The 26,704-nt window shown below is 28.9% G+C and carries 22 protein-coding genes and 2 pseudogenes; 16 read left to right on the top strand and 8 right to left on the bottom strand.

Annotated features, from left to right (window positions below):
* Positions 1-120: 120 nt before the first annotated feature.
* Complete coding sequence (locus tag BTO16_RS04885) at positions 121-414, bottom strand: LETM1 domain-containing protein (RefSeq protein WP_105020516.1); 294 nt, start codon at positions 412-414, stop codon at positions 121-123.
* Positions 414-1,577, bottom strand: a complete 1,164-nt coding sequence (locus BTO16_RS04890) for a proline dehydrogenase family protein (protein ID WP_105020517.1) — start codon at positions 1,575-1,577, stop codon at positions 414-416. Before BTO16_RS04890 ends, BTO16_RS04885 begins: the two co-directional genes overlap by 1 nt.
* Positions 1,578-1,668: 91 nt before the next feature.
* Between BTO16_RS04890 and aroB the strand changes: the two genes are divergently transcribed.
* Positions 1,669-2,727: a 3-dehydroquinate synthase gene (gene aroB / locus BTO16_RS04895; protein ID WP_105020518.1), complete on the top strand. Its 1,059-nt coding sequence runs from the start codon at positions 1,669-1,671 to the stop codon at positions 2,725-2,727.
* Positions 2,728-2,803: 76 nt separating this feature from the next.
* On the opposite strand, the gene BTO16_RS04900 is transcribed toward aroB, so the two are convergent.
* Positions 2,804-3,256, bottom strand: coding sequence for a cold-shock protein (locus tag BTO16_RS04900; protein WP_105020519.1), 453 nt, complete (start codon positions 3,254-3,256; stop codon positions 2,804-2,806).
* 244 nt (positions 3,257-3,500) lie between these two features.
* On the opposite strand from BTO16_RS04900, the gene BTO16_RS04905 reads away from it, so the two are divergent.
* From BTO16_RS04905 to BTO16_RS04920, 4 genes are read left to right on the top strand one after another with little or no spacing between them, the layout of a single operon-like run.
* Entirely contained in the window at positions 3,501-4,172 is a 672-nt protein-coding gene (locus tag BTO16_RS04905) for a TetR/AcrR family transcriptional regulator (protein ID WP_105020520.1), read from the top strand.
* A 2-nt stretch (positions 4,173-4,174) separates the two neighbouring features.
* Positions 4,175-5,839: a peptidase domain-containing ABC transporter gene (locus tag BTO16_RS04910; protein WP_105020521.1), complete on the top strand. Its 1,665-nt coding sequence runs from the start codon at positions 4,175-4,177 to the stop codon at positions 5,837-5,839.
* A gap of 7 nt (positions 5,840-5,846) precedes the next feature.
* Positions 5,847-7,205 (top strand): HlyD family secretion protein, encoded by a 1,359-nt coding sequence (locus tag BTO16_RS04915; RefSeq protein ID WP_105020522.1) that lies wholly within the window; start codon positions 5,847-5,849, stop codon positions 7,203-7,205.
* Between the two features lie 29 nt (positions 7,206-7,234).
* Entirely contained in the window at positions 7,235-8,635 is a 1,401-nt protein-coding gene (locus BTO16_RS04920; protein ID WP_105020523.1) for a TolC family protein, read from the top strand.
* Between the two features lie 149 nt (positions 8,636-8,784).
* On the opposite strand, the gene BTO16_RS04925 is transcribed toward BTO16_RS04920, so the two are convergent.
* Both BTO16_RS04925 and BTO16_RS04930 read right to left on the bottom strand, forming a co-directional pair.
* Positions 8,785-8,985 carry a helix-turn-helix transcriptional regulator gene (locus BTO16_RS04925; protein ID WP_105020524.1) on the bottom strand — a complete coding sequence of 67 codons (201 nt, stop codon included), beginning with the start codon at positions 8,983-8,985 and terminating at the stop codon, positions 8,785-8,787.
* A 1-nt stretch (position 8,986) separates the two neighbouring features.
* Positions 8,987-9,430 carry a hypothetical protein gene (locus BTO16_RS04930; RefSeq protein ID WP_105020525.1) on the bottom strand — a complete coding sequence of 148 codons (444 nt, stop codon included), beginning with the start codon at positions 9,428-9,430 and terminating at the stop codon, positions 8,987-8,989.
* A gap of 124 nt (positions 9,431-9,554) precedes the next feature.
* On the opposite strand from BTO16_RS04930, the gene BTO16_RS04935 reads away from it, so the two are divergent.
* Entirely contained in the window at positions 9,555-9,989 is a 435-nt protein-coding gene (locus BTO16_RS04935; RefSeq protein WP_105020526.1) for a hypothetical protein, read from the top strand.
* A 38-nt stretch (positions 9,990-10,027) separates the two neighbouring features.
* On the opposite strand, the gene BTO16_RS04940 is transcribed toward BTO16_RS04935, so the two are convergent.
* A complete protein-coding gene (locus BTO16_RS04940; RefSeq protein WP_105020527.1) occupies positions 10,028-10,492 on the bottom strand; it encodes a MaoC family dehydratase in 465 nt (154 codons plus the stop codon).
* 68 nt (positions 10,493-10,560) lie between these two features.
* Here BTO16_RS04940 and BTO16_RS04945 point away from each other — a divergent pair, with 68 nt between their 5' ends.
* A complete protein-coding gene (locus tag BTO16_RS04945) occupies positions 10,561-13,818 on the top strand; it encodes a S41 family peptidase (protein ID WP_105020528.1) in 3,258 nt (1,085 codons plus the stop codon).
* 48 nt (positions 13,819-13,866) lie between these two features.
* On the opposite strand, the gene BTO16_RS04950 is transcribed toward BTO16_RS04945, so the two are convergent.
* Positions 13,867-14,490 carry a trimeric intracellular cation channel family protein gene (locus tag BTO16_RS04950; RefSeq protein ID WP_105020529.1) on the bottom strand — a complete coding sequence of 208 codons (624 nt, stop codon included), beginning with the start codon at positions 14,488-14,490 and terminating at the stop codon, positions 13,867-13,869.
* Position 14,491: 1 nt separating this feature from the next.
* Positions 14,492-15,613, bottom strand: coding sequence for a DEAD/DEAH box helicase (locus BTO16_RS04955; RefSeq protein ID WP_105020530.1), 1,122 nt, complete (start codon positions 15,611-15,613; stop codon positions 14,492-14,494).
* A 285-nt stretch (positions 15,614-15,898) separates the two neighbouring features.
* Here BTO16_RS04955 and BTO16_RS04960 point away from each other — a divergent pair, with 285 nt between their 5' ends.
* The 9 genes and pseudogenes from BTO16_RS04960 to BTO16_RS17555 all read left to right on the top strand — a co-directional run.
* Complete coding sequence (locus BTO16_RS04960; RefSeq protein WP_105020531.1) at positions 15,899-18,484, top strand: ligand-binding sensor domain-containing protein; 2,586 nt, start codon at positions 15,899-15,901, stop codon at positions 18,482-18,484.
* Between the two features lie 270 nt (positions 18,485-18,754).
* Positions 18,755-20,305 carry a leucine-rich repeat domain-containing protein gene (locus BTO16_RS04965; protein WP_105020532.1) on the top strand — a complete coding sequence of 517 codons (1,551 nt, stop codon included), beginning with the start codon at positions 18,755-18,757 and terminating at the stop codon, positions 20,303-20,305.
* A 107-nt stretch (positions 20,306-20,412) separates the two neighbouring features.
* Positions 20,413-21,057, top strand: coding sequence for a hypothetical protein (locus BTO16_RS04970; protein ID WP_146105343.1), 645 nt, complete (start codon positions 20,413-20,415; stop codon positions 21,055-21,057).
* A 75-nt stretch (positions 21,058-21,132) separates the two neighbouring features.
* The gene (locus BTO16_RS04975; RefSeq protein ID WP_105020534.1) at positions 21,133-22,050 is read left to right on the top strand and encodes a CPBP family intramembrane glutamic endopeptidase; all 918 of its coding nucleotides are present in this window, start codon (positions 21,133-21,135) and stop codon (positions 22,048-22,050) included.
* A gap of 159 nt (positions 22,051-22,209) precedes the next feature.
* Entirely contained in the window at positions 22,210-22,332 is a 123-nt protein-coding gene (locus BTO16_RS17955) for a hypothetical protein (protein WP_262503030.1), read from the top strand.
* 42 nt (positions 22,333-22,374) lie between these two features.
* Positions 22,375-23,826, top strand: a complete 1,452-nt coding sequence (locus BTO16_RS04985) for an MBL fold metallo-hydrolase (RefSeq protein WP_146105344.1) — start codon at positions 22,375-22,377, stop codon at positions 23,824-23,826.
* Between the two features lie 319 nt (positions 23,827-24,145).
* A pseudogene (locus BTO16_RS04995) lies at positions 24,146-25,154 on the top strand (erythromycin esterase family protein).
* A gap of 78 nt (positions 25,155-25,232) precedes the next feature.
* Positions 25,233-26,480: a TPR end-of-group domain-containing protein gene (locus BTO16_RS05000; protein WP_211298198.1), complete on the top strand. Its 1,248-nt coding sequence runs from the start codon at positions 25,233-25,235 to the stop codon at positions 26,478-26,480.
* A gap of 43 nt (positions 26,481-26,523) precedes the next feature.
* A pseudogene (locus BTO16_RS17555) lies at positions 26,524-26,704 on the top strand (hypothetical protein); the annotation flags it as partial.

Raw genomic sequence — 26,704 nt, forward strand, 5'->3', positions numbered from 1 at the left:
ATATTTATAGTGACAAGCAGCCAAGAAAATATATTTTTTAATTTTTTTTTGAAACAGTTGCTAATCAGAATTTAGTTTCTAAAATATAAAATAGCCTACCAAATTTGGTAGGCTATTGAATTAATTTTCTTGATCTCTAAATGCCGATGGTAATATATCAGGAATTAATTTTATTAAAATAGGTAATAATAAAGTTCCTCCTGGAAGTAAAAAAATAGCTAATGCTGGCACAGACTTGCAAATATCTAATAAATGAATTTTAATTTTATCTTTTTCTAAATCTGTTAAACTAGTTCGTGTAGATTTTTTAATTAAACTCATCGCTTCTTTGCTTTGTCTTAATTCTTGCAATAAGCTTTTCTTATTTCTCCTTAATAGTATTTTAATGTCTTCTACTTTAGGTACTTTGGGCATTATAGTTTTCTGCGTTTACGTTCCGTTTTTAAGAGGTTCAACTCTCTACTTGTTTGTCCGGCTACAGATGTGTTTTCTTCTGCTCTTCTAATTAAATAAGGCATAACATCTCTAACTGGGCCAAATGGCAAATATTTAGCAACGTTATAACCTTCGTTTGCCAAATTGTAGCTAATATGATCACTCATACCAAATAACTGACCAAACCAAAGATTACTGTTATCTTTTGCGATATTATGTTTTTTTGCTAATTCCATTACTAAATAAGAACTTTCTTCGTTGTGTGTACCAACAAATAATGCCATGTTAGGATTTTCTATCATATATTTAGTGGCAGCATCGTAATTTTTATCTGTCGCTTCTTTGTTTGCACAAATTGGAGACGGATATCCTTTTTCTTCAGCTCTAGCTCTTTCTTTTTCCATGTATGCACCACGTACTACTTTCATACCAATATGAAATCCTCTAGCTATTGCTTTTTCATGCAATGCTTTTAGATACTCCATTCTGTCATGTCTATACATTTGAAGCGTATTAAAAACAATGGCTTTTTCTTTATTATACGTTTCCATTAATTCTTCAATTAAGATATCTGCAGAATGTTGCATCCAGCTTTCTTCTCCATCAATTAATAAAGGAACGTCTTTCTCTACAGCAACTTGACATACTTTATGATAACGAGCAACGATTCTTTTCCACTCTGCTTTCTCATCATCTGTTAGCGATTTTCCTGCAGATACTTTTTCATATAAGGCAAAACGTCCAAATCCTGTTGGTTTAAAAACAGCATACGGTATCGATTTCTTAGCTTCGCAAAAGTCAATAATTTTTAAAATCTTTTCTAATGCACCATCAAAACTAATTTCTTCGTCTTTACCTTCCACAGAATAATCTAAAACACTATGAACGTTTCCGTTCGTGTACATATTATCTATAATTGGCATACAATCGTCTTCATTAACTCCTCCACAAAAATGATCAAAAACGGTAGAACGAACTAAGCCTTCTATAGGTAAATGCACCTTTAAAGCAAAATTTGTAACTGCGCTACCTATTTTAACCATTGGTTGGTTTTGTATCATCCTAAATAGAAAATACGCACGTTCTAGCTGTGAATCAGTTTTTAAAGCAAAAGCAACTTCTGTGTTATCAAAAAGTTTCATAAATATAAATTTTTATTCTTTACAAAGATAATGGTTGAGGCTGTATAATTCAAATATTTATTTTTAATTTGCAAACTCAATAAACTTACAAATGAAAACCATTGAAGCAGTAACATATCCAGTTCATTTTCATAGTCAAAGTTATCAAGATCTTTCTAATTTGATTGCTAAAAATAACTACTCAACTATTTTTATTTTAGTAGATGAAAATACTTTTGAACACTGTTACCCAAAATTTATACCCAACTTAGCTACGGATAAGAGAATTGAAGTTATAGAAATTGAATCTGGAGAAATCAATAAAAATATAGAAACTTGTATTGGTGTTTGGAACGCAATTACAGAGTTAGGCGGAGATCGAAAAAGTGTTTTAATTACCTTGGGTGGCGGAGTTATAACTGATTTAGGAGGTTTTGTAGCTTCTTGTTTTAAACGCGGAATTGATTTTATAAACATACCTACAACCTTATTATCTATGGTTGATGCTTCTGTTGGAGGAAAAACAGGTGTTGATTTAGGCGTGTTAAAAAACCAAATTGGTTTATTTGCAAACCCAGAAATGGTTTTGGTTGATACTTCTTATTTAGAAACCGTTAATGAGAGAGAAATTAAATCTGGAACAGCCGAAATTATTAAATATGGTATTACCTATGATGTTAAACTCTTTAATGAAATAAAAAATAACAAAAATTTAAAAATTAATGATTTAATATTTAGAGCTGTAGAAATTAAAAATGAAGTAGTTTTAAAAGATCCAAAAGAAAAAGACTTACGTAAAATTCTAAATTTTGGACATACTTTAGGGCATGCAATAGAATCTTTTTACCTAGAATCTGAAAACAAAGATAATTTAACGCACGGCGAGGCAATTGCCATTGGTATGGTTTGCGAGTGTTTTATGTCTTCAAAATTATTAAATTTCCCAAAAGAAAAAGTAGCCGAAGTTAAAGAAACAATCGTATCTATTTATACTAAAACAATACTGTTAAAAGAAGATTTTACGGCTATTATGGATTTATTAAAACATGATAAAAAGAACGTTAATGGCCAGGTAAACTTTGTGCTTTTAAACGATTACGAAGATTTTAAATTGGATTGTAAAGTGCCCGAAGAATTAATTATTGAAAGCATGGAATATTACAATTCTTAAACCATCATAAAAATAAAAATCCTATCACTTATTTAAAAGGATAGGATTTTTTAACTTTAAGAGATAGTTTAGTTCTCTATATTTTTTTTACTTTTACAGCATTTAAACCACGCATTCCTTTTTCTAACTCAAAAGAAACTTTATCGTTTTCTATAATTTCATCAATAATACCACTGATGTGCGTAAAATATTTTTCATTATTTTCTAGATCTATAATAAAACCGAAACCTTTAGATGAATCAAAGAAAGAAACTTTTCCTTTTCTAACTGGGTCTTCTTCTGGTAAATCTTCTTTTTTAGTTACAGAGATTTGAATATCTTCTAGCTCGTACTCTACTTTTAAATCTGGATCTGGTGGAGTATCAGATAAATTTCCATTATGATCTACATATGCAAATTGTATTCCAGTTGATCCATGCTCATCTTTGTCCGCTTTTCTTGCGTCCATTTTCTTTTGCTTATCTAAACGTTTTTTTAAACGTTTTTTTTCTTTTTCACTTTTACTAAATGTTTGCTGCGATTTTGCCATTAATATATACTACTGTTTTAAATTAATATTTTGGTAAGATAAAATACTTAACCGAAATTCAAAATCAAACTTTTTTAACTTGTTTAATGTGAAATGTATTCTGTCTTATTGCGTACAAAGATAATATTTTAAAAAGATATTTTTATTAATTTATTATAATTTATGTTAAATAAACTTTAAATAATAGTTTTTTTGCTAATCAATAATAGTAATACTATTATATTTGTGATTAAATATTTTTAAAATGAAAGACTTATTGTCTGCATTAAAGATTTCTGTGCCCGATAAAATTTTTATCAAAGATCCAGAAACATCAGAATTAGGAAAAAGAATAATAGAACAAGGTATCATATTAATTACTGAAATTGGTTTTGAGAATTTTACTTTTAAAAAATTAGGGATAAAAATTGGCTCGAATGAAAGTTCTATTTACAGATATTTTGAAAGCAAACATAAATTGCTTTTATATTTATCTTCTTGGTATTGGGCTTGGTTAGAGTATCAATTAGTAATTGAAACATTTAGCATTGCAAATACCAATGAAAAGCTAGAAAAGGCAATTACCATCCTTACTAGAACCATCGAAGAAGACAGTAGTTTTTCTCATATCAATGAAACTTTATTGTATAAAATTATTGTAAACGAAAGTTCTAAATCTTTCTTAACCAAAGAAGTAGATACCGAAAATAAAGAAGGTTATTTTGAAATTTATAAACGTTTAATTGCTAGATTAGACCAAATGATTCTTGCTGTTAAACCAGACTTTAAATATGGTTTAAGTTTAGCTAGTACAATTATAGAAGGTGGTTTGCATCAGCATTTTTTGCGCGAGCATTTTCCTTCAATCACAAATTGCAAAAATGAAGAAACACCAACTAAATTTTTTATATATTTAGTAAACAACACATTAAATTAATTATGGAAAGAAAACAAATAACTCCTTGGCAGCGTTTAGTTGGGTTATTAAGATTAGAAAAGAAAGACATTTTTCAGATATTTTATTATGCCGTTTTTGGCGGACTTGTATCTTTATCCCTACCGCTTGGTATACAGGCAATTATAAACTTAATTCAAGGCGCACAAATATCTACGTCTTGGGTTGTTTTAGTCGTTTTAGTAACGATTGGGGTTATCTTTTCTGGCGCATTACAATTAATGCAGCTAAGAATAATAGAAACCATTCAGCAAAGAATTTTTACAAGAGCTTCTTTTGAATTAAGTTACCGTTTTCCAAAAATAAAAATGAACGAATTACGCAATTATTATCCTCCAGAATTGGCAAATCGTTTTTTTGATACACTAACAATTCAAAAAGGATTGTCAAAAATTTTAATAGATGTACCAACCGCTTTATTGCAAATTATTTTTGCGTTAATTTTATTATCATTTTATCATCCCTTTTTTATCATTTTTGGTATTCTTTTACTGATGTTAATCTACATCGTTTTTAAATTTACAGCACAAAAAGGACTAGAAACTAGTTTAATAGAATCTAAGTTAAAATACAAAGTTGCACACTGGATTCAAGAAGTTGCTAGAACTGTGGTTAGTTTTAAACTTTCTGGAAACACCAATTTAGCAATGTCTAAAAACGATAATTTAGTTAGTAAATATTTACAGGCTAGAGAAAATCATTTTAAAATATTAATTTTGCAATTCATGCAAATGATTGGTTTTAAGGTAATTGTAACTGCAAGTTTACTGCTAATAGGTGGTGCTTTGGTATTGAACCAAGAAATGAATATTGGTCAATTTGTTGCTGCTGAGATTATTATTTTATTGGTAATAGGATCTGTAGAAAAACTGATTATTGGTTTAGAATCTTTTTATGATGTTTTAACATCCATAGAAAAATTAGGTCAAGTTGTAGATAAAGAAATAGAATCACAAGAAGGAGAAAGACCACTTTTTAAAGAAGATTTAATTGTTGAGTTAGATAATGTTTCTTATAAAGTAGAAAATAGAGAAAAAGCTATTATAAAAAATGTTTCTTTAAAGATTAATGCAAAAAGTAGAATATTAATTAGAGGAGAAAGTGGCGCTGGTAAATCTAGTTTAATGCGATTAATATCTGGCGTTATAGAGCCAACAGCTGGTAATATTTATGTAAATAATTTATCTTTAAAAAGTCTACATCTTAACCATTACAGGTCTCAACTAGGTTTATCAATGTCTGAAGAAACACCTTTTGAAGGAAGCATTAGAGAGAATTTAGTTTTTGGAAACAAAGCGGTACAAGATGATATAATTTTCGAAGCATTAAAAATTGTTGGCTTAAGTGCTTTCTTAAAAGAACAGGTAAATGGTTTAGAAACCATTTTAAATCCAGAAGGGAAACAAATGTCCTATACTATTTCTAAAAAATTAATTTTAGCAAGAGCAATTATTAAGCAACCAAAAATAATGATTTTAGAAGATCCTTTAGATCAATTTAATTTAGCAGAAACTGTCGAAATAATTGGCTATTTAACAGCTCCAGAAAGACCTTGGTCGTTAATTGTTACGAGTAGTAAAAAAAGTTGGAAAACAAAATGTACTCAAATAATTACGTTAGAAAAAGGTAAAATTAAATCTATAAACTAAATAAGCGATGTTAAATATTTCTAACAATCAGTTAAACAAAACAGTAGATTTAAAAGCCTATAAATCTGGTAAATTAATTTTTAGCAAACATTATTACAAGTCCTTTAACAAGTTTTTATTGGTGTTTGCAGTGCTCGTTTTAGTTGTACTCTTTTTACCTTGGACACAAAATATAACAGGAAATGGTTTAGTTACCACCTTAACACCAGAACAAAGACCACAAACAATACAATCTCAAATTCCGGGTAGAATTGAGCAATGGTTTGTTAGAGAAGGTGACCATGTTAGAAAAGGAGATACTATTTTAAGAATTTCTGAAATTAAAAGTGAATATTTTGATAATAAGTTGATAGAAAGAACAAACGAGCAAATTAACGCCAAAACTTCTTCTGTAGATTCATATCAATATAAAGAAGATGCTTTAAATAGGCAAATAGCAGCTTTAAATGAAGAAATGAAATTAAAGTTAGAGCAAGCTAAGAATAAACTTTTGCAATCTAAATTAAAAGCAAAAAGTGATAGTATTGATTTTGAAGCTGCTAAAACAAATATCAAAATTGCAGAAAGCCAATTTAACCGTACACAGACTTTGCAAAATGAAGGGTTAATGGCCGTTAAAGATGTGGAAGAAAAACGCTTAAAATTGCAAGAAACTCAAGCAAAATTAATATCACAAGAAAACAAGTTATTAGCTGCTAAAAATGAGATTATCAATGCAAAAGTTGAAATTTCTACCGTAAGTGCTACGTATGCTGATAAAATTTCTAAAGCACAAAGTGATAAATTTACAGCCCAATCTAGCGGATTTGATGCAAAAGCTCAGGTTTCTAAATTAGAAAATAGCAATAGTAATTACATAATTAGAAATAGTCTTTTATACATTACTGCTCCGCAAAATGGATATATTAATAAAGCAATAAAAGGCGGAATTGGTGGTACTTTTAAAGAAGGTGAAGATTTAGTTGGTATTATGCCTTCTAAATATGATCTGGCTGTAGAAACTTTTGTTAGACCTATCGATTTACCGCTTTTACATATTAACGAAAAAGTACGTGTACAATTTGATGGTTGGCCCGCGATTGTGTTTTCTGGATGGCCAAATGTTTCTTACGGAACGTATGGTGCAAAAGTAATTGCCATAGAAAGATTTATTAGTGATAATGGTAAATATAGAATATTATTATCTCCAGATAACGATGATCATACATGGCCAGAAGTTAGAGTTGGCTCTGGTGCAAGAACTATAGCATTACTAGAAGATGTGCCAATTTGGTATGAATTATGGAGACAACTAAACAGCTTCCCTCCTAACTATTATCAGCCAGAAAAAGCAAAGTCGGGTAAATCAGATTCAAAAAAGAAATAAAAAAGAATCCATATTTAGATTATTAAAAAATGAAAAAGTATATTTTAATTCTTTTTTTATTACTGTTTGCAAAGCTTACATCACAAGAAAAAGTTGAATCTGTAATGACTTTGTCTGAGTATTTAGGCTATGTCAAAGCCTACCATCCTATTGTAAAACAAGCAAATTTGGTCATTAATACTAGCGAAGCTAAATTACTTAAAGCAAGAGGCGCTTTTGACCCAAAAATTGAGGTAGATTTTGATAAAAAAGAATTCAAGGAAAAAGAATATTACAATCAATTAAATGGCGCTTTTAAAATACCAACCTATTATGGTGTAGAGTTTAAAGCAAACTTTGAAAATAATGAGGGTGCTTTTTTAAATCCTGAGGCAACTGTACCAACAGATGGTTTATATGCGGCTGGTGTATCTGCTTCTTTATTAAAAGGCTTTTTAATAAACCAAAGAATGGCTTCTTTAAAACAAGCAAAATTCTTTTTAAATCAGGCAAAAGAAGATCAGCAAATATTGGTAAATGAAATTTTATACAACGCTTCTTTAACTTATTTTAATTGGCTACAAACCTATAACGAAAAAGTAGTATATCAAGACTTTTTAGGCAATGCAGAAATCCGTTTTAACGGAACAAAAAGAGCTTTTACAGAAGGCGCTAAACCTGCAATTGATACCTTAGAAGCTGGTATAACTTTAAACGAAAGAAAACTTTACTTAGAAAAAGCACGTATTAAATTAATAAAAGCTTCTTTAGAAATTTCTAATTTTTTATGGCTAAATGATAATACACCTGTTGAATTACAAGATCATATTATACCTAATGTGCAGACCTTAAATTCTATTGATGTAACTTTTAATATTGCGTTGTTTAATAATGCTGATTTTGACATCAATAATCATCCGAAGATAAAATCTTTAGAATATAAAATTCAAAGTTTAAATATAGATAGAAAACTAAAAATGAACAACTTATTGCCACAATTAGATGTTCAATATAATTTTTTAACGCAAACTCCAAGAGTATCAAATTCGTTAAATGTTGATAATTACAAAGCCGGAATCAATTTTAAATTACCTTTATTTTTAAGAAAGGAAAGAGGCGATTTTAAACTAGCCAAAATTAAATTACAAGATGCCACTTATGAAAATGAAGCAACAAAAGTAAACATCAAAAATAAGGTAGATGCTTTACAACAAGAACTGTCTTCGTTTGTTGTACAGAGCGATTTTTTAACAAATATAGTTAGAGATTACAGCACATTGTTGCGCGCAGAAGAACGTAAATTTTTTCTAGGAGAAAGCTCTTTATTTTTGGTAAATTATCGTGAATCTAAATTGATAGAAACAAAGTTAAAGGCTATTGTTTTAGAAAACTCGTTCTTTAATTCAAAGGCAGATTTATTTAAAGCAGCTGTAATTTCTATTTCTGAATAAAATAGCAATTTTAAAGAAGAAAAAAAAATGTAATAGTAGCTAGGTTATAACTGTAAACTTGCTTTTTATTTATGCTAGATAAAAATAGCTTTCGGTTCTCTTTGCGAACATTATGTTTATTCGAAAGAAGTATTCGATTCTTTAAAATCTTAGTCACCCTCTTCTAGCGTAAAAAAATCGTTTACAGAAATTTTAAAAGTTTCAGATAATTTTAATGCTAAAACTGTTGATGGTACATACCTGTTTTTTTCAATAGAGTTAATAGTTTGCCTAGAAACACCAATTTTTTTTGCCAAATCATCTTGCGTAATATCTAAAATTGCTCGCTGTACTTTTAGAGTATTTTTCATCTTATTTATTCATTCTTTTTAGCTTCCAAAAAAATAATAGTTGCACTATTAGCATAAAAAATAGTACTTGAAAATAATCAAAAGACTTTGCTTCTTCATTTTGGTTGAATAAAAAGGCCACACCAAAATTAACTAAAGGTTGTGCTAAAGAATACACAATAGCCATAATAAAAGCCAATCGATACGATTGCGATCGCAAACTAACTATAAATTCATCTTCTAGTTTTTCTTTGGATACAGATATTAAAAGCAACCCAATTAATAAAATACCATGTAAAATTGGTCGTAGCCATTCTGAATCTTCTAAATACTTGCGGGCAATCATTGCTATAAATGTACCAATAGCAATACTATATCCCACTTTTTTAAACTGATATGTCAACTGAAATTTATTCATTTTTTCTAATTGACTTCTTTCTCTTTCACAAATTGATTCTTTTAACATCTTGATTTATTTTACAATTAGACAAGTTTATTTTATATAATGACAAATATACTTTACATTTTGTAATTACACAAGTTTTTTTGATTACTTTTAATTGATCAAATAAATTTTTAACTATTTTATTATGACTACAAATACAAACAAACCAAGTACTTTATTCTGGATAATAGGAGTTATTGCGTTCATCTGGAATTCTATGGGAATAGATGGTTATTTAAATCAAGCATATCAAACAGAACGCTTTAAAACGATGTACACTCAAAAACAATTAGAAATTATTTTCAATTTACCGTCTTGGGTTACAGCTGCTTTTGCAATTGCCGTTTTTTCTTCTGTAATCGCTTCTATTTTGTTTTTATTGAGAAAAAAATTAGCAAAAACATTCTTTTTGATAGGTTTAATTGCGGTTATAGTTCAAACTACTTATAATATATTTCTAAACCCAGGAAGAGAGTTGTATAGTTCTATTGAGTATTCTATGCTCATCATAATTCCTTTATTCGCAATGTTTCTGTATTGGTTTACAAAGAAATGTGCCGATGACGGAATACTAAGTTAATACCAAAATAATAGAAAGCTGCAATTTACAGCTTTCCTTTATTCAAATAAAGCAGCTAAAAACTCTGCAACACAGGCAGGTTTTTCTTGCCCCTTAATTTCTATAATACAAGAAAAAGTTACTTTAATTCCGTTGTTCGCTAAATCTTCAATTTCTTTAACAACTGTATGCATTCTTAACTCACTGTTTACAGGAACAGGATTTGGGAAACGCACTTTGTTTAATCCGTAATTCAAGCCCATTTTTACACTTTTAATAGAAAACGATTCTTCTAATAATTTAGAAATCATAGAAACGGACATAAACCCGTGCGCCACGGTTGTTTTAAAAGGGCTCTCCTTCTCTGCTCTAACTTCATCGACATGAATCCATTGTTTATCTAAAGTAGCGTTTGCAAAATCATTTATCATTTGTTGGGTAATTGTATACCAATTTCCTGTTGGTAATTCTTTGCCAATCATCAACTTAAAATTAGAGAAATTTTCAAAAACTAATGCCTTCATTTTTTTATTTTTAATTTACAAATTAGTATTTCAATTCAATTGATTAATTTAGTAAAAATTATGTACTTATGAAACCAATCTTTTATTTATTTACACTCATTTCGTTTACACTTTTTGGACAAAATTCTCCAAAATGGATGAGACATTCTTCGATATCTCCCGATGGAAAAGAAATTGCTTTTACGTATAAAGGAGACATATATAAAGTAAATACTTCTGGCGGTAACGCCCAACAACTAACATTTCATAGTGCGCACGATTATGAAGCTGTTTGGAGTAAAGATGGTTCTAAACTGGCTTTTTCATCCAATAGATATGGTAATTTTGATGTTTTTGTAATGAATTCAAATGGTGGCAATGCAACTAGAGTAACCTTCCATTCAAACGACGAACATCCGTATTCATTTACTAAAAATGATACAGAAGTTGTTTTTGGTGCATTAAGACAAGATACTGCAAACCATAGGCAATATCCTCATGGCTCTCAAACTGAACTATACAGTGTTCCTGTTACATCTGGCAGAGTCCATCAACTTTTAACAATTCCTGCTGAATATGTTCAGTTTTCAAAAGACGGTACAAAAATGTTATATCAGGATAAAAAAGGAGGCGAAAATGAATGGAGAAAACATCATACATCTTCGATTACTAGAGATATTTGGCTGTATGACACAGAATCAAAAAACCATACAATGATTACTTCTCATAACGCAGAAGATAGACAACCGGTTTTTAGTGAAGACGAAAAAAGTATGTACTATTTAAGTGAAAAAAATGGCACTTTTAATGTTCATGAACTTTCATTAGAGAATCCGAAGCAAGACCAACAATTAACAAATTTTAAATTACATCCTATTCGTTTTCTAAGTGTGGGTAAAGGAATTATTTCTTTTGGATATGACGGTGAATTGTACACAATGACAAAAAGTACTGAACCTAAAAAAGTTACTGTGAATATAATTACTCAGGATAAAGAAAATTCAGAGAAATTTATTTCTGTAAACGGCGGAATTAATGAAATGGCTGTTTCACCAAACGGAAATGAAATTGCGTTTATAGCAAGAGGTGAAGTTTTTGTAACTTCTGTGGATAAATCATTTACAAAAAGACTTACTAACACGCCAGAAAACGAACGTTTTGTTTCTTGGGGTCCAGAAGGAAAATCTGTGGTGTATAGCAGTGAGCGTAATGGAAAATGGAGTGTATACAAAACCGAAAAAGCTAGAGCAGAAGAACCTTTCTTCTATGCAGCAACCCTATTAAAAGAGGAACCAATACTAGAAAATAAGGTTGATAATTATTTAGCGCAATATTCACCTGACGGAAAAAAAATAGCATTTATTGAAGGTAGAAGAACGCTAAAAGTGATCGATTTAGCATCAAAAAAAGAAACCATTCTGTTAACTCCTGATGATTTATTTCACATGAGCGATGGAGACAAATACTTTACATGGAGCCCAGATAGTAAGTGGTTATTAGTAGATTGGGGAAAAACGTTAAGTAATAGCGAAGTTTTATTAATGGCCGCAGATGGTTCTAAACGAGTAAATTTAAATGAAAGTGGTTATTATGACGGGCAACCAAAATGGGTAAATGACGGTAAACAAATGATCTGGTTTAGTAACAGAAACGGTTTAAAATCTTATGCAACTAGTGGAGAATCTCAAAATGATGTATATGCTATGTTTTTTACACAAGATGCTTGGGATGAATTTGATTTGAGTGATGAAGATTTTAAATTAATGGAAGCCATTAAAGAAGACGAAAAAAAGAAAAAAGAGAAAGAAAAAAAGGATAACAAAAGTTCAAAGAAAAAAGATAAAAAAGAGGATGAAAAAGACAAAGAAGACGAAGAAAAGAAAGTGAAACCTTTAGAATTTGATTGGGAGCATATGAAAGACCGAACAAAAAGGTTAACGATTCATTCTTCTGATTTAGGCGATGCAGTACTTTCTAAAAAAGGTGATTTATTATATTATTTAGCAAGTTTTGAAGAAAAATCAAACTTATGGAGCACCGATTTAAGAACAAAAGAAACTAAAATGGTCATGAAGTTAAATGCATCTTCAGGAAGTTTAGAATGGGATCAAAAAATGGAAAACCTGTATCTTTTAAGTAGTGGAAAAATAACAAAATTAAATCTTGATAAAAGCGAAAGTAAGCCTGTAGAAATTAAAAGTGAGATTGAATTTGATGAAAATGCAGAAATTCAAGCAATGTTCGACCACGTTTGGTTGCGTACAAATGCAATTTTTTATCATCCAGATTTTCATGGAATCAATTGGGAGAACATGAAAAATGAATATCAAAAATACATACCACACATTGGAAATGGTCATGAGTTTTCTGAACTTTTATCAGAAATGTTAGGAGAATTAAATGTTTCTCATGCTGGTGCTGGCTTTAGAGGAACAAACGTCTTAAACGGAGATGAAACTTCTTCCCTTGCTATTTTTATGGATTATAATTTTAAAGATGACGGAATTTTAATTGAAGAAGTTATTGCTGGTGGACCTTTAGATAAAGCAAAGTTTGATATTAAACCAGGAAGTATCATCACTAAAATTGATGGCGTTCTTGTAGCTAAAAATAAAGATGTTGCTACTTACTTAAATAGAAAAACGGATGCGTTTATGTTACTAGAAATTGTAAATCCAAAAACTAAAAAAGAGCAAACAATTACAATTAAACCGATTTCTTTAGGCGAAGAAAATCGTCTTTTGTATACAAGATGGATAAAAATTAACGAAAAAGAAGTTGATAGTTTAAGTAACGGTCAATTAGGTTATGTGCATGTTCCTGGAATGAGTGATGCTCCTTACAGAAGTATCTATCAAGATATGATGGGCAAATATTCAGAAAAAAAAGGAGTAATTGTAGATACGCGTTTTAATGGCGGTGGTGATTTAGTCGCTGATTTAGCGATGTTTTTTACCGGAATTCCTTTTATAACCTATGCAACAGAAGCAAAAGTTGTGGGTGGCGAACCTACTTCTCGTTATACGAAACCAACACTTTCTATTTTTAATGAAAGCATGTATTCGGATGGACATTGTTATGCTTCTGGTTATACCGATTTAAAAATTGGTAAAACGGTAGGAATGCCTGTTCCTGGAACTTGTAGTTTTGCTGGTTGGGAAGGTTTGCCTAACGGTTCTTATTGGGGAGTTGTGCCTATAAGCGCAAAAAATAAAGCAGGAGAATGGATGGAAAACAATCAAACAGAACCAATGATTAGAGTAAAAAACATGCCAGGCCAAGTAGACAAAGGAATCGATCAACAATTATTAAGGTCTATAAAGGAATTATTGAAAGATGTAAATTAAGTTTTTTAATTATAAACATAAAAAAAGTGAAGCTTAGCTTCACTTTTTTTATGTTTTACCAAAAATGTCATCTTTAATTTTTGGTAATTCTAACTTAAACCTAACAACAACGACTCTGATAGATACAACCACCGATGCAGAGATAATAAAGTTTATATTTTGGTCTACCTTAAAATAATTTAAAATTAAATATATAATTCCGCCCGCTAAACAAGCAGAAGCATAAATTTCTTTTTCAAAAATTAACGGAACATTATTCGTTAATACGTCGCGCAAAACACCACCAAAAACTGCAGATATCATCCCCATTATTAATGCAATAATAGGATGTAAATCAAAAGCTAATCCTTTTTCTAAACCTAATAACGTAAATACACTAATACCAATGGTATCAAACAAAAACATTGTTTTACTTAAATGAGCAATTTTGCTTTTAAAAAGAAAAGTAAAAACAACCGCAGTAAAAATTGTGTACAAATAATTTAAATTTCCAATCCAGTTTATAGGGTGTGCATCAATTAAAACATCCCGCAACATTCCGCCACCAACAGCTGTAACAAAGGCAATGATAAGTACACCAAACATATCAAATTTTTTATCTAAGGCAACTAAAGCGCCACTTACGGCAAACGCAAAGGTTCCTAAAATATCAATAACATAAATAACATCCATTTTAAACGGTAACTTCTGTAAATTTAATATTTAATTCTGATTGAATTTCTTGTATGCGTTCTAATTCATAAGGTAAAATAAAAGCTAAAGAAGTTCCTGTTTTACCTGCTCTTGCAGTTCTACCACTTCTGTGTGTGTAATATTCTAATTGTTCTGGTAATTGATGATGAATTACAAATTCTAATCCGCTCACATCAATTCCACGTGCAGAAACATCCGTAGAAATTAAATATTGTAAACTTTCATTTTTAAAGGCACGCATTACTTTATCGCGCTCTTTTTGTTGCATATCGCCTTCTAAAGCCGCTGCAGAAAAGCCTTCTTCAATTAAGTGCGCTGCTAAATTTTGCGCACCTGCTTTTGTTCTACAAAAAATAATGCCCCTACTTGCTTCTCTTTTTACTAAATACGTAATAATATCGGCAGCTTTTTCCTTTATAGTTGTTTTTACAAATTGATGTCTGATGTTTGCATTTACCAAAGAATTTCTATTAATTTCAACTCTTGGTGCGTTAGCATCCATGTATGTTTTAATAATTTTCTTAATTTCTTCTGGCATCGTAGCCGAAAATAACCAAGTTTTTCTATTAGATTCTGTAGTGAATTTTAAAATTCTGTTCAAATCTTGCTTGAATCCCATACTAAGCATTTCGTCAGCCTCATCTAAAATTACTGTTTTTACATGGCTAATATCGATACTACCGCGCTCTATTAAATCAATTAATCTTCCTGGAGTTGCAACAACGATATGGGTTGTTCTCTTTAAATTACCTATTTGACGATCAATTTTTTCTCCACCAAAAACAGCTTCAATAAAAATTTTCTCCTCATTATATTTCGTAAACTTAAAAAGTTGTTTCTTAATTTGTTGCACCAATTCTCTAGTTGGCGATAAAATTAATGCTTGAATATTTGCTTCGTTTGTGTCAATGTGATGTAAAACTGGCAAACCAAAAGCAGCTGTTTTTCCTGTTCCTGTTTGCGCCAAACCAATAAAATCGGTTTCCGATTGCAATAAAATTGGTATGGTTTTTTCTTGAATTTCTGAAGGTGTAGAAATCCCTAACTCCTTAATTGACTGTATATATTCTTTACGTATTCCTAATGCAGAAAATGTTGACATTGTTTCTTAATTTTGTGCAAAGATACTTTTATTAAGTTTTATAGCGAGCAATTACTTAAATTGACTCTAAAAAATTAAATTTACAATTTAAGTGTTTAAAAAGTAGGTAATAATTTATTAAAATTGTACTAATTACGGCTGTAATACTTTTAAAACGTTTTGTATATTTTTTAAGAATTTTGATTAATTTATTAGATAAAAATCAACATAAATAAACATTTAGTGACGAAAGCATGTATAATAGTGACGAATATATATGGACTAAAACCAATTAAAATTTAAATAATGCTACTTTTGTTAAAAAACAAAATTGAAGTTTCCCTATTTTCTTTTTATTTTATTTTATTGATTATAAATCAAACAAGCTATTCACAAGAACCAATTTACCAACATTTTGGTGTAGATGAAGGCTTGCCAAGTTCACAAATTTATGATATTTGTCAAACTAAAAATGGACATATCTGGTTTGCTACAGATAAAGGTATCTCTCGATATAATGGCTATGAGTTTGAAAATTTTGATACTTCTGACGGATTACCAGGCAATGTAGTATTGCGTTTTTATCCCCTAGAAAATGGAGAAATTTGGGGATATTGCAACAATAGTAGAGCACTTTTTTATTTTAATGAAAAATTTAGTGGTTTTAAACTTTATAAGCATAACAACATTATGGCTAAAGAGTTAAAAATAAAAGCCATTGTAAAAAGTGTAAGTATTGATAAATTTAAAACCATTTATCTTGGAGGTGATAACATAAATGGTGAATTATTAATAAAAAATAATGGCACCATTGAACGAAAATACACCAATAAAAATTTTTATGACTCAATAACACCGCACAAACACATTGTTTTAAATAAAAACTTTAAAAATGGAGATTCTTATTTTTTAACTTTAGGAAAAAATACAATAGAGAAAAATTTCTCAACTATTCAACAAAAAAAAAATCACCACCAAGCTGTTTATCTAATACCAAATAAAAAAGCTGTTTTTATGGATGGAGTTTCCGTTAAAATTATAAATAGTGATAAAACAGTTATCGCTATTAAAAATAGCGGCGAACCTTTAAGATTAAAAGTAATAGATAGTACTCGTTTCTTTGTAGGATATCATTATGGTGGAGCTAAAATAATAAACAATAAAGGTGATGTTAAACAAGAATATTTAAAAGACAAATCGGTTACAAATTTTCTAATAGATAATGAGGGTGGCTATTGGTTTACAACCTTAAACTCTGGAGTTTATTATGTAAAAAAACCTTCAATAATTTTTCTACAGCCACAAAATACTAACGTTTCTCTTCATATTAACTCTTTAGTTAAAAAAAACAACCAATTATTAATAGGATATTATAATGGCGATTTTGCCGAATTACAAGTAAACAAATCATTTAATTTTAAAAAAGCAAAGCTTATATTTCCACCTGCAATTGTTGAATATGATTCTATTTTTGATAAAACATATACTATTTTTAACAATCAACTTTTAATAAATAAAAAACTTTCCGTAGAATTTTATGCCCTTAAAATCTCTGAACCTACTTTAAATGGAACTGTTTTTGAAAGTTATTCATCTGGTTTTTACGAGATAAGTAAACAGAAAGATTTTTTTCTTGATAAACGAATACTAGATGTAAGCTTATGGAAAAAAGATACTTTATTAGCTACACATTCTGGCATTTTTAAAAAAATGAAAGGTCGTTTAGTTGCATTATCAGCTGAATCAAAATTATTAGGTTTTAGATCAGATGATATAGATGTTACTTCAGACGGTAATGTATTGTTTATTGCTACACAAGGCGCTGGCGTTGTCGTTTATGGAGAAAAAATATATAACATTACTACAAAAGAAGGATTAACAAGTGATATTGTTAATGAAATATATATAGAAAATGACAACACCATTTTAGCATGCACCAATAAAGGTTTAAATAGAATTGTTTTTAATAATAAAGGGTTTTCAATAACTTATATTGATAAAAACAGTGGTTTATTAAGCAATGAAGTAGAAGATGTAGAAGTTATTAATGATACACTATTTGTTGCTACCAAAGATGGTTTGTGTTATATGCCAAAAAGTATTTTAGATGCTAAAAAGTCTGACAGTATTTATTTAAAAATAAAAGAAGTAAAAATTAATGATGTAATTTATACGTATAGCGAGTATCCAAAATTAAATTATACTGAAAATAAAATAACCTTTTTTGTGGAAGGAATTTCATTTGGAAATAATTCTAATTTAGAATATCATTATCGACTAAAAGAAATTGACAACAAATGGAGTGTTACCAAAAATAGAACGATTAGTTTTCCAAATTTAAAGCATGGTAATTATACTTTTCAAATTAGAGCATGTTTGGGTAGTAAATGCTATTCGGAAGAACAATTAGAATATCCATTTATTATAAAACCTCCTTTTTGGGTTTCTTGGTGGTTTTATACGTTATGCTTTTTAGTTTTTAGTGGGTTTATATATCTCTTTTTTAAAATACGTGTGTTAACTTACAATAAAGATATTATTAGAGAATTTATTCGTTTGATAATACAAAAACTAAAAAATGGAGAAACCTATATAGAAATTAGAATGAATGGCGAAGATGTAAAAATCCTTACTAAAGAGATTTGTTATATAAAATCTTCTGGTAATTATTTAGATATTATAACTTTAGATAAAAGCTACACAATACGTTGTAAAATTGGCGATTTTATTACGACTACTCCAGATGCTTTTGAATACTTAAGAGTGCATCGTTTTTATATTATTCGTATTGATAAAGTTACAAGTAAATCTAAAAACACGGTAACTATTAAAGAACATATTATTCCTGTAGGAGAAACCTATTTAAAGCAATTAGATCATATTCAATTTTAACCAAACTTATTATATCAGTTTACTTTCCTTTATTATGATACCTTTAATAATTCCTCTTTTACAATCACAGTTATTGAATGTGGTCTTCTTTTTCCATTAAATTAATTATAGCAGTCAACTTTTTATTATCCTTATTTTTTTGTTTTATTGAATAAAATATTCATCACTATTTCATGGGGTGTTTGTCACAAACAACCTATTTAATAACCTATTGAAGGCAGTTTTTAAATATTTTTGGATTTAAATAATTAAACAAATCAATTCAAAATCATGAAAAGAAAACTACTTATTTTAACTGCATTATTCATATCTGTAATTGGGTATTCACAAACATTTGTTCAAAACAACATAACCTATACTGTTGCTTCTACATCTCCAAATAAAGTACGAGTTTCAGATTATAATATGGCAGGAGGAGCAGTTGTTACAATACCTACATCAGTAACTGTGGCAGCTTCAGGAAAATCGTCATCAAAATCAAAAAATGCAAATGCTACAACTTACAGTGTTACAGAAATTCAAAGTAGTGCTTTTTTAAGTAAAAATTTAACAAATGTTACAATTCCAATTAGTGTAACCAACATTGGTAATTTAGCTTTTTCAGATAATAATTTAACAAGTGTTATTATTCCTGCAGATGTAACAAGTATCGGAAATTATGCCTTTTCTAATAATAGTTTAACAAGTGTTATTATTCCTGATAATGTAACAATTATCAAACAAGGTATTTTTTCCAATAATAACTTAACCAGTATTATTATTCCTGATAATGTAACTAGTATTCAAGCTGGTACTTTTAGTGGTAACCAATTAACAGATGTTGTTATTGGAAATGGAGTAATTGATATTAGTTTTAATGCCTTTTTTGGTAATGCAATTACAAATCTTACTCTTGGTACTAGTCTTACTGATATTGGTTCACAAGCATTTATGAATAATCAAATAGCATCAATTTCTTTCCCAAATAGTCTTGCAACACTTGGGCAAAGTGCTTTTAGAGGAAATCTATTAACTACGGTAGTAATACCGAATAGTGTTACAAGTATTGGAAATCAGGTTTTTAGTAGTAACTTATTAGAAACGGTTGCTCTTTCCAATAATATTACTACAATTAGTGATGATGCCTTTCGAGACAATAATTTAGAAACGATTACCATTCCAGATGGTGTAACTAGTATTGGTAATTCTGCTTTTTTAAGTAATAATTTAATTAGCGTAATTCTACCAAACAGTGTAACAAATATTGGTTCGCAAGCTTTTATAAATAATAATTTAACAAGTGTTATACTATCTGACAATCTTACCAACATTGGTTCTTATGCTTTTCAAAATAATCAATTAACAGACATTATCATACCTAGTAGCGTAACAAATATTGGTGTTAGAACTTTTCAAAATAATCCTTTAACTAGTGTTACCGCATTAGGAATAACTCCTGCTAGTATCACTACTGGTAGTAATAATGATAGTTTTAATATTAATCGAAGTAGTATAGATTTGAATATACCACCAAATACAGAAGGAGTTTATGTTACAAATACTGGTGCGTTATGGACAGGTTTTAATTCAGTATCAACTTTAAGCACTTCAAATTTTGAGTTAGACAATAGCATAAAAGTAATCACAACAAAAAATGCCATCAATGTAATTTTTTCTGATGCTGTAAAACTACAAAACTACACACTTTACAACATTTCTGGTGTTAAAGTTGCAAAAGGGAAAGAAGGTAAAATAGCGATAGCTTCTTTAACACAGGGTATTTATATTTTAAAATTGGACTTTGATAAAGGGACTTATATTAAAAAAATGTACGTTAATTAATATTTAATAGTGCCTAAAGGTTAAAAATATAAGAAATTACTTCTTGTTTAAAAACAAAACCAATGAAACAAGTAAAAACTAATTACTTTATTGTAAAAAAAATATTATTGACCCTTCATTTAATATTTTTATTGGTCTTTTCTGGTTTAGGACAAACGATCACATCTGATGTTCAAGGTCATACTAATGGTCAGTCACTTGCAAATCCCTGTAGAATTGTAAATAACAGTGAAACATTTTGGTTTACTCTTTTTGGAGGAGCTACAACGAATCATTTTTATAGGACTGCCGAAGGAAGTTGTGGTGGTGGAGGATTGAGCCATATTTATTCAAGACGTATTGCCCAGACAACATGGCCAATAGAGCCAGCAAGTGGAAATGAGGTTGATCTTGGATCAATGAGATTCGACAATGTTTTCGCTTGTTTTGTATTTAACTTTGATTTATCAGTTAAAGATTTTAAGAACAATGTTTCGACAGAAACACAAACATTTTCTGTTACAGGAATCAATAGTATTTTCACTTCAAATTCAAATTTTAATGATGTTGAGAAAATTATTATTTCTTCTTCAAATCTTGGTAATTTAGGTATTAACAATATCAATTGGGTTGCAGTTATAACAGCCGTAGTGGCACCAAAAGTAAGCACAACTGCAACAAGTTCAATTACAAGTACACCTGCAACTTTAGTTCACAAAAAGCTCAAGGATCAAGTTCATGGGCTCCATGGGCAGGTTTTTAAAATTAGTTAGTTTAGTTTTAACAAAGGTTATCAATTGCCGGATAACCTTTGTTTTTTAGTAATACTTAAAGTTAAATTTTATAAAATGATAAAATTAGTTCGAAAAAAATATAAGAAATATTTAGCAGTTAAAATTGTAGTGGTAATACTTGTTGTACTATTTTCAGTAGGTATAATGATGCCTTTAGTAAAGATTGCAGAATTATTTGGAATAAACCTTAAAGGAAATGGAGGACTAAATTTTAAAGTAACATTTGGTAACATCTTCTTTTTCTTCTTGTATGGAGCGTGTTCAATTATAATTATTTGGTTAGCTCAAAAATACATCCATAAAAAACGATTATCAGAACTTGGTTTCCGCGGCAAAATTGGGTTACCATCATTAATAGGTTTTTTAGTTGGCGCTGTTTTAGTATCTATAACATATATTATTTTAATCCTAAATGCAGAAAGCGTAACGATTATCAATGTTTTTCCAGAAGATGTACCACTGCTTACCTATGTGGGCTATTATATCTATTTTTTCATTGGTTTTGTTGTTTGGAATTCATTAATTGAGGAATTAGCTACAAGAGCTTATCCTATTCAGAATCTCAAAAAGCACATGAATCCACATATTATTTTTACAATAATGGGACTTATTTTTGCTGGAGGACACTTATTTCTAAACGACTTTAACATAGGTTATTTCCTAAGCCTTTTTATGTTTTCATACATTTTTTCATTAGTCTATTATTACTCAGATTCTATTTGGTTAGTCATTGGTATGCACAGTGGAATAAATTGGATAGGATTTACATTTATGGGTACATCATCAAACTGGAAATTAGGAGCACTTTACAATACCGAACTATCTACTATCCCAAGCTGGATATTTAATTATGCTAATGTGTTTGTTCAGTTTTTATTTATACTTTTAATTGTATTCTTAAATAAAAAAGGATTTTTTAAAAAATATTTTGCAGTAAACAATAAATATAGTAATAGAAAATACCGTGTATAATTAATGGCAAATGCAAACTGACTTACAAAATTCCTCGCAGTTTTCTATTTGGTTTCTATTTGCTAAATTATGTACATATCCACGCAAATAATCATACACAAAACCGTTAACAAAGGTCAACTTATATAAGTATAATACATAAATAATAAAAACGAAATTATGACGGGAATTTGTAAATCAATACCCGAAATTCTTGAAAATGGAAAAATCCGTCTTCATAAAAGTTGGAAATGGACTTCAGCAGACAATTCAAAAGGACAGTCAATAATAGTAGAACAATAAAGCCTAGTCACAACAATAGTATTTAAAACATCAACCGTAATTATGAAGAAACATCTATTCAGTATAATAGTTTTTATCGTTTTAATTCAATCGTGTGCAAGCATAGACGATTTGAAAATTAGCAAATCTATTCTTTCAAAAATAGACGCTGAAAAGATGGTGAAATTTAGTTTTAAAGAAGATTATAAAATGCTTGGTCATAATTTTGAACCTTGGCAAACCACCAATTTTACTGTAAATGGTGAATTTTGGATAAACAAAAATACGTTTCTAAAACAAGATACTCTTATAAATAATAGAGGACAAAAATATACTTCAAAAACAGCTTATAATAATGAGATTTTGTTATTTCTAGATTATGGCGATGCGGAACTGTTACCTTTGACAACCGATTTATATTTTGAAAAAATAATTAATACCGCCCGTTACTCTCCAATATTTGTTTTAAATTATTTTATAAAAAAAGAAATAGATACTAAAATTGTAACATTAAAAGAGAATATTATTTATTCATTAAAAATCGGAAAATATTTAACCAAACTCTCCATAAACAAAAAAACGAATTTAGTTGATAAAATTAGCTATTTGAGTTATGATGAATTGTATGGAGATGTTACCACATCTTATATTTATTCGGAATATGTTACTGATGAATTTTTGACATACCCAACTTCCATTGAGATAGAAAATATCAACGGAAAAATTGTAGAAAATGTAACTGTTTTGGCAACAGAAATTATTTCTGATGATTTTAAATTATTAGAAAAACCAGAAGATTATAAATTAACAGAACGAAAAGAAGAAAGTAAGCCCGAAATAAAAGTTACCAAATATAACGAAAACATACATTTTATTGATTTAATTCATACAGATGATAGAGTAATGATAGTTGAAATAGATGATTTTGTTCTTGTTGCAGAAGCTCCAATAAATTCAAAAAACGGAGAATTAATTATTGCTGAAGTAAAAAAAATAGCACCTTTAAAACCAATTAAATACTTTGTATTTGGTCATCATCATCCACATTACTTGGGCGGATTAAGAGCTTTTGTTTACCAAGATGCTACCATCTTATGCACAGATATTAGTAAAAATTATGTTGAATATATCGCGAATGCGCCTCATACCATTTCGCCAGACAACTTACAACTAAATCCTAAAAAAATAAAAACGCAAATCATATTAGATAGTTTGGTTTTAGGAAAAAATAAAGAGATGAAAATTTATTTTATGGGAGAAAAATCTGCACATACAAAAGACTATTTAATATATTATTTCCCCAAAGATAAGTTGTTGTTTCAAGATGATTTATGCTGGATACCTAGAGAAGGTCCTATTACAAAAGCAAGAAATAGACAAGTTGGATTATATAATATCATTAAAGAATTAAATCTTGAGGTAGATACAATTATACAATCTTGGCCAGTTACAAATCACAAATTAAAAACAATTTTTCCTTTTACAGATTTGGAAGAATCTGTATTGATGGAATAATAAAAACGATGATTTTTTAATTTTATTTAGATTTCGATTTCATAAATTATGAATTATCAAGGTACTAAAAATTCATTTAAAAAGATTTAAAAAACCGATACACATGAAATTTAAACTAATATTTTTTCTATTTCTGTTATTCAGTTTCTCTTGTTATTCACAATGTAATTCTAAATTAAATCAATATGCAATTGGATTTAATGAAATCAAAGCCAGTTCTTTTTCTTTTCTTGACAGTTCGCTAAATAATATCAGAATTGTAGGTTACGGAGAAGACACACACGGAACTGCTGAATTTACATTGCTTGCAAGTGAATTAATGAAATATCTGTCAGAAAAACATGGATTTAAGATTTTTGTACTTGAAACTGGTTTTGGTGAAGGGCAGTACTTAAACGACTATATTCAAGGAAAAAGAGATGATTTAAGCACCATTTTAAATGAGCATAATTCTACTTGGAGATACAGAACTAAAGAGTTTAATGAATTGGTTAAGAGACTATAACAAGAATAATACTGATAAAATTTATATTTATGGCTGCGAAATGCAGTATGTACTTTCTGACGTAAATAGAATTAGAGATTATTTAGAAATAGTTAATTCCGAATATAAAATAGTTGGATTTGAAAAACACTTATGGCAAACTATTGAAGAAAGTGAAAAAACAGATTATTATATTTCTTATGTTAAATTAAAGAAATATTTTACTGACAATTATGATACATTTAAAAGTAAAACATCTGAAAAAGAATTCAATATGGCATATCATCATATTGTAGTTTTAGGGCAATTCGTAACAGCTATTAATCAAAATGTAGAACAACGAAAAGCCGATTTCCGAGATATTTATATGGGCGAAAATATTCAATGGATTTTAAATTTTCACGGAGATACTTCCAAAGCACTTTACTGGGCACATAATGCTCACGTTGGAGATTGGGTTAGTAATGGAATTGTAGATGTTACCGGGCATCAATTGAGAAAAACATATAGAAACTCATATTTTAACATTGCAACAGATTTTGGAACTGGAGAATTTTTGGCTTTTTCACAAGATGGGAAAATGGAAACATTTGGTTATAAAAAAGTTTTAGAAAACACATTTACCGAATGTTTAAAAACCCTTGGAAAACCAAATGTTTTTGTAAATATCCGAAAAGCGAGAGAAGGAAATAAAATGATGGAGTATTTAAATTCAGATTTTACAACTATGAGTGGCGCAGGTGCTAATGTTAGAAATAGTAAAACTGAAACAAATGACCTTGGAAAAGCGTTTGATGGTATAATTTATTTAGATAAAACCGATAAAATTAATTTGGAGAATTAATTAAAAATATTTATATAACTTTTAGAGTAATTCCTTTTTCCAACACCAATTTAAAAGAATGAATAAAAATTTAATATTATGAAACTACATAAATTATTCGGCTATCTATTTTTATTTTGTGTAACAACATTGTTAGCACAAGCAGAAACACAATCTGAATTAAACACATTTTTTATTGAACATGACAGTTTATTAATGGTCAGTACTAAAAATAATGACGTAAAAACATATAAAAAACTTTTGGATGAGGTTTTTAAAAAATATAAAAAATTAACACCAAAATACAAGAAGGCATTTTTATCATTTAACACTTATAAGCGAGATTATTTGTACAATTTAGTATGCATGTACTCCTTAAAAAATGATAAAAAAAACGCATTAAAATACCTAAAAAAAGCAATACATGAAGGATTTATAGATTACGAACATTTAAAAAATGATACTGATTTAGATAATATTCGTAATTACGCAGAATTCAAAATACTAGTAAATCCGTTAAAAACATATTATTTATCAATTCTTAAAAAAGGTAAAAAATATAATTTTGAAGATAAAAGAGAACTCCCTAAATTTATTTATCAACGAATGGATAATCAAAATTTAGTAAAATTACGCAAAGAATATAATTTAGATTCGATTGCTGGTAATGGTAATGAAATTTCAAAAATATTAAACCTAATGCACTGGGTTCACAATATCATAAAACACAATGGTTCTAGTGAGAATCCAGAAATACAAAATGCAAAAAATATAATTTCTGTTTGTAAAAGAGAAGATAGAGGCGTTAATTGTAGAATGTTGGCAATTGTGTTAAATGAATGTTATTTGGCAATGGGTATAAAATCAAAGTACATTACTTGTATGCCTAGAGAAGAAGTTTTTGAAGATTGTCACGTTATTAACATGGTTTACTCAAAAGACTTAAAAAAATGGTTATGGATTGACCCAACTTTTGAAGCATATGTAATGGATGAGAATGGTAATATGTTAAGTATACAGGAAGTTCGTGAAAGATTAGTGTTAAACAAACCATTAATACTTAACTCTGATGCCAACTGGAATAATAAAATTCCTCAAACAAAAGAACATTATCTAGATACCTATATGGCAAAAAATTTATATCGAATTCAAGCTCCCGTAATAAGTGAATTCGACTTTGAAACAGCAACAGATGGAAAAACTAAAACGTATATTGAATTATTACCTACAGATTATTTTAAGCAAAAACCAAACGTAATAAAAAGTTTAAATGAAAAAAAAGAAATTATTAGCTTAAATTATATAACAAATAACCCAACTTTATTTTGGGCAGAACCAACAGAATAAATTAGTTATAACATTAAAATTAATTAGTTAAAAAAATAAATCAATGAAAAATTTAATTTTACCTTTAGTTTTAGTACTCTTTGGATGTAATCACAAAACTAAAAACTTAAACCAAAACATCATCACTTCAGACATCGCAAATTTTTGGAACGCGTATGATAAAATAACCAACACCAAAGATTCTCTTTTACAATATAAATACCTAGATAGTTTATATATTAAAA

The sequence above is a fragment of the Polaribacter glomeratus genome (genome assembly GCF_002954665.1).
In the GTDB taxonomy this organism is placed as follows: Bacteria; Bacteroidota; Bacteroidia; order Flavobacteriales; family Flavobacteriaceae; genus Polaribacter; species Polaribacter glomeratus.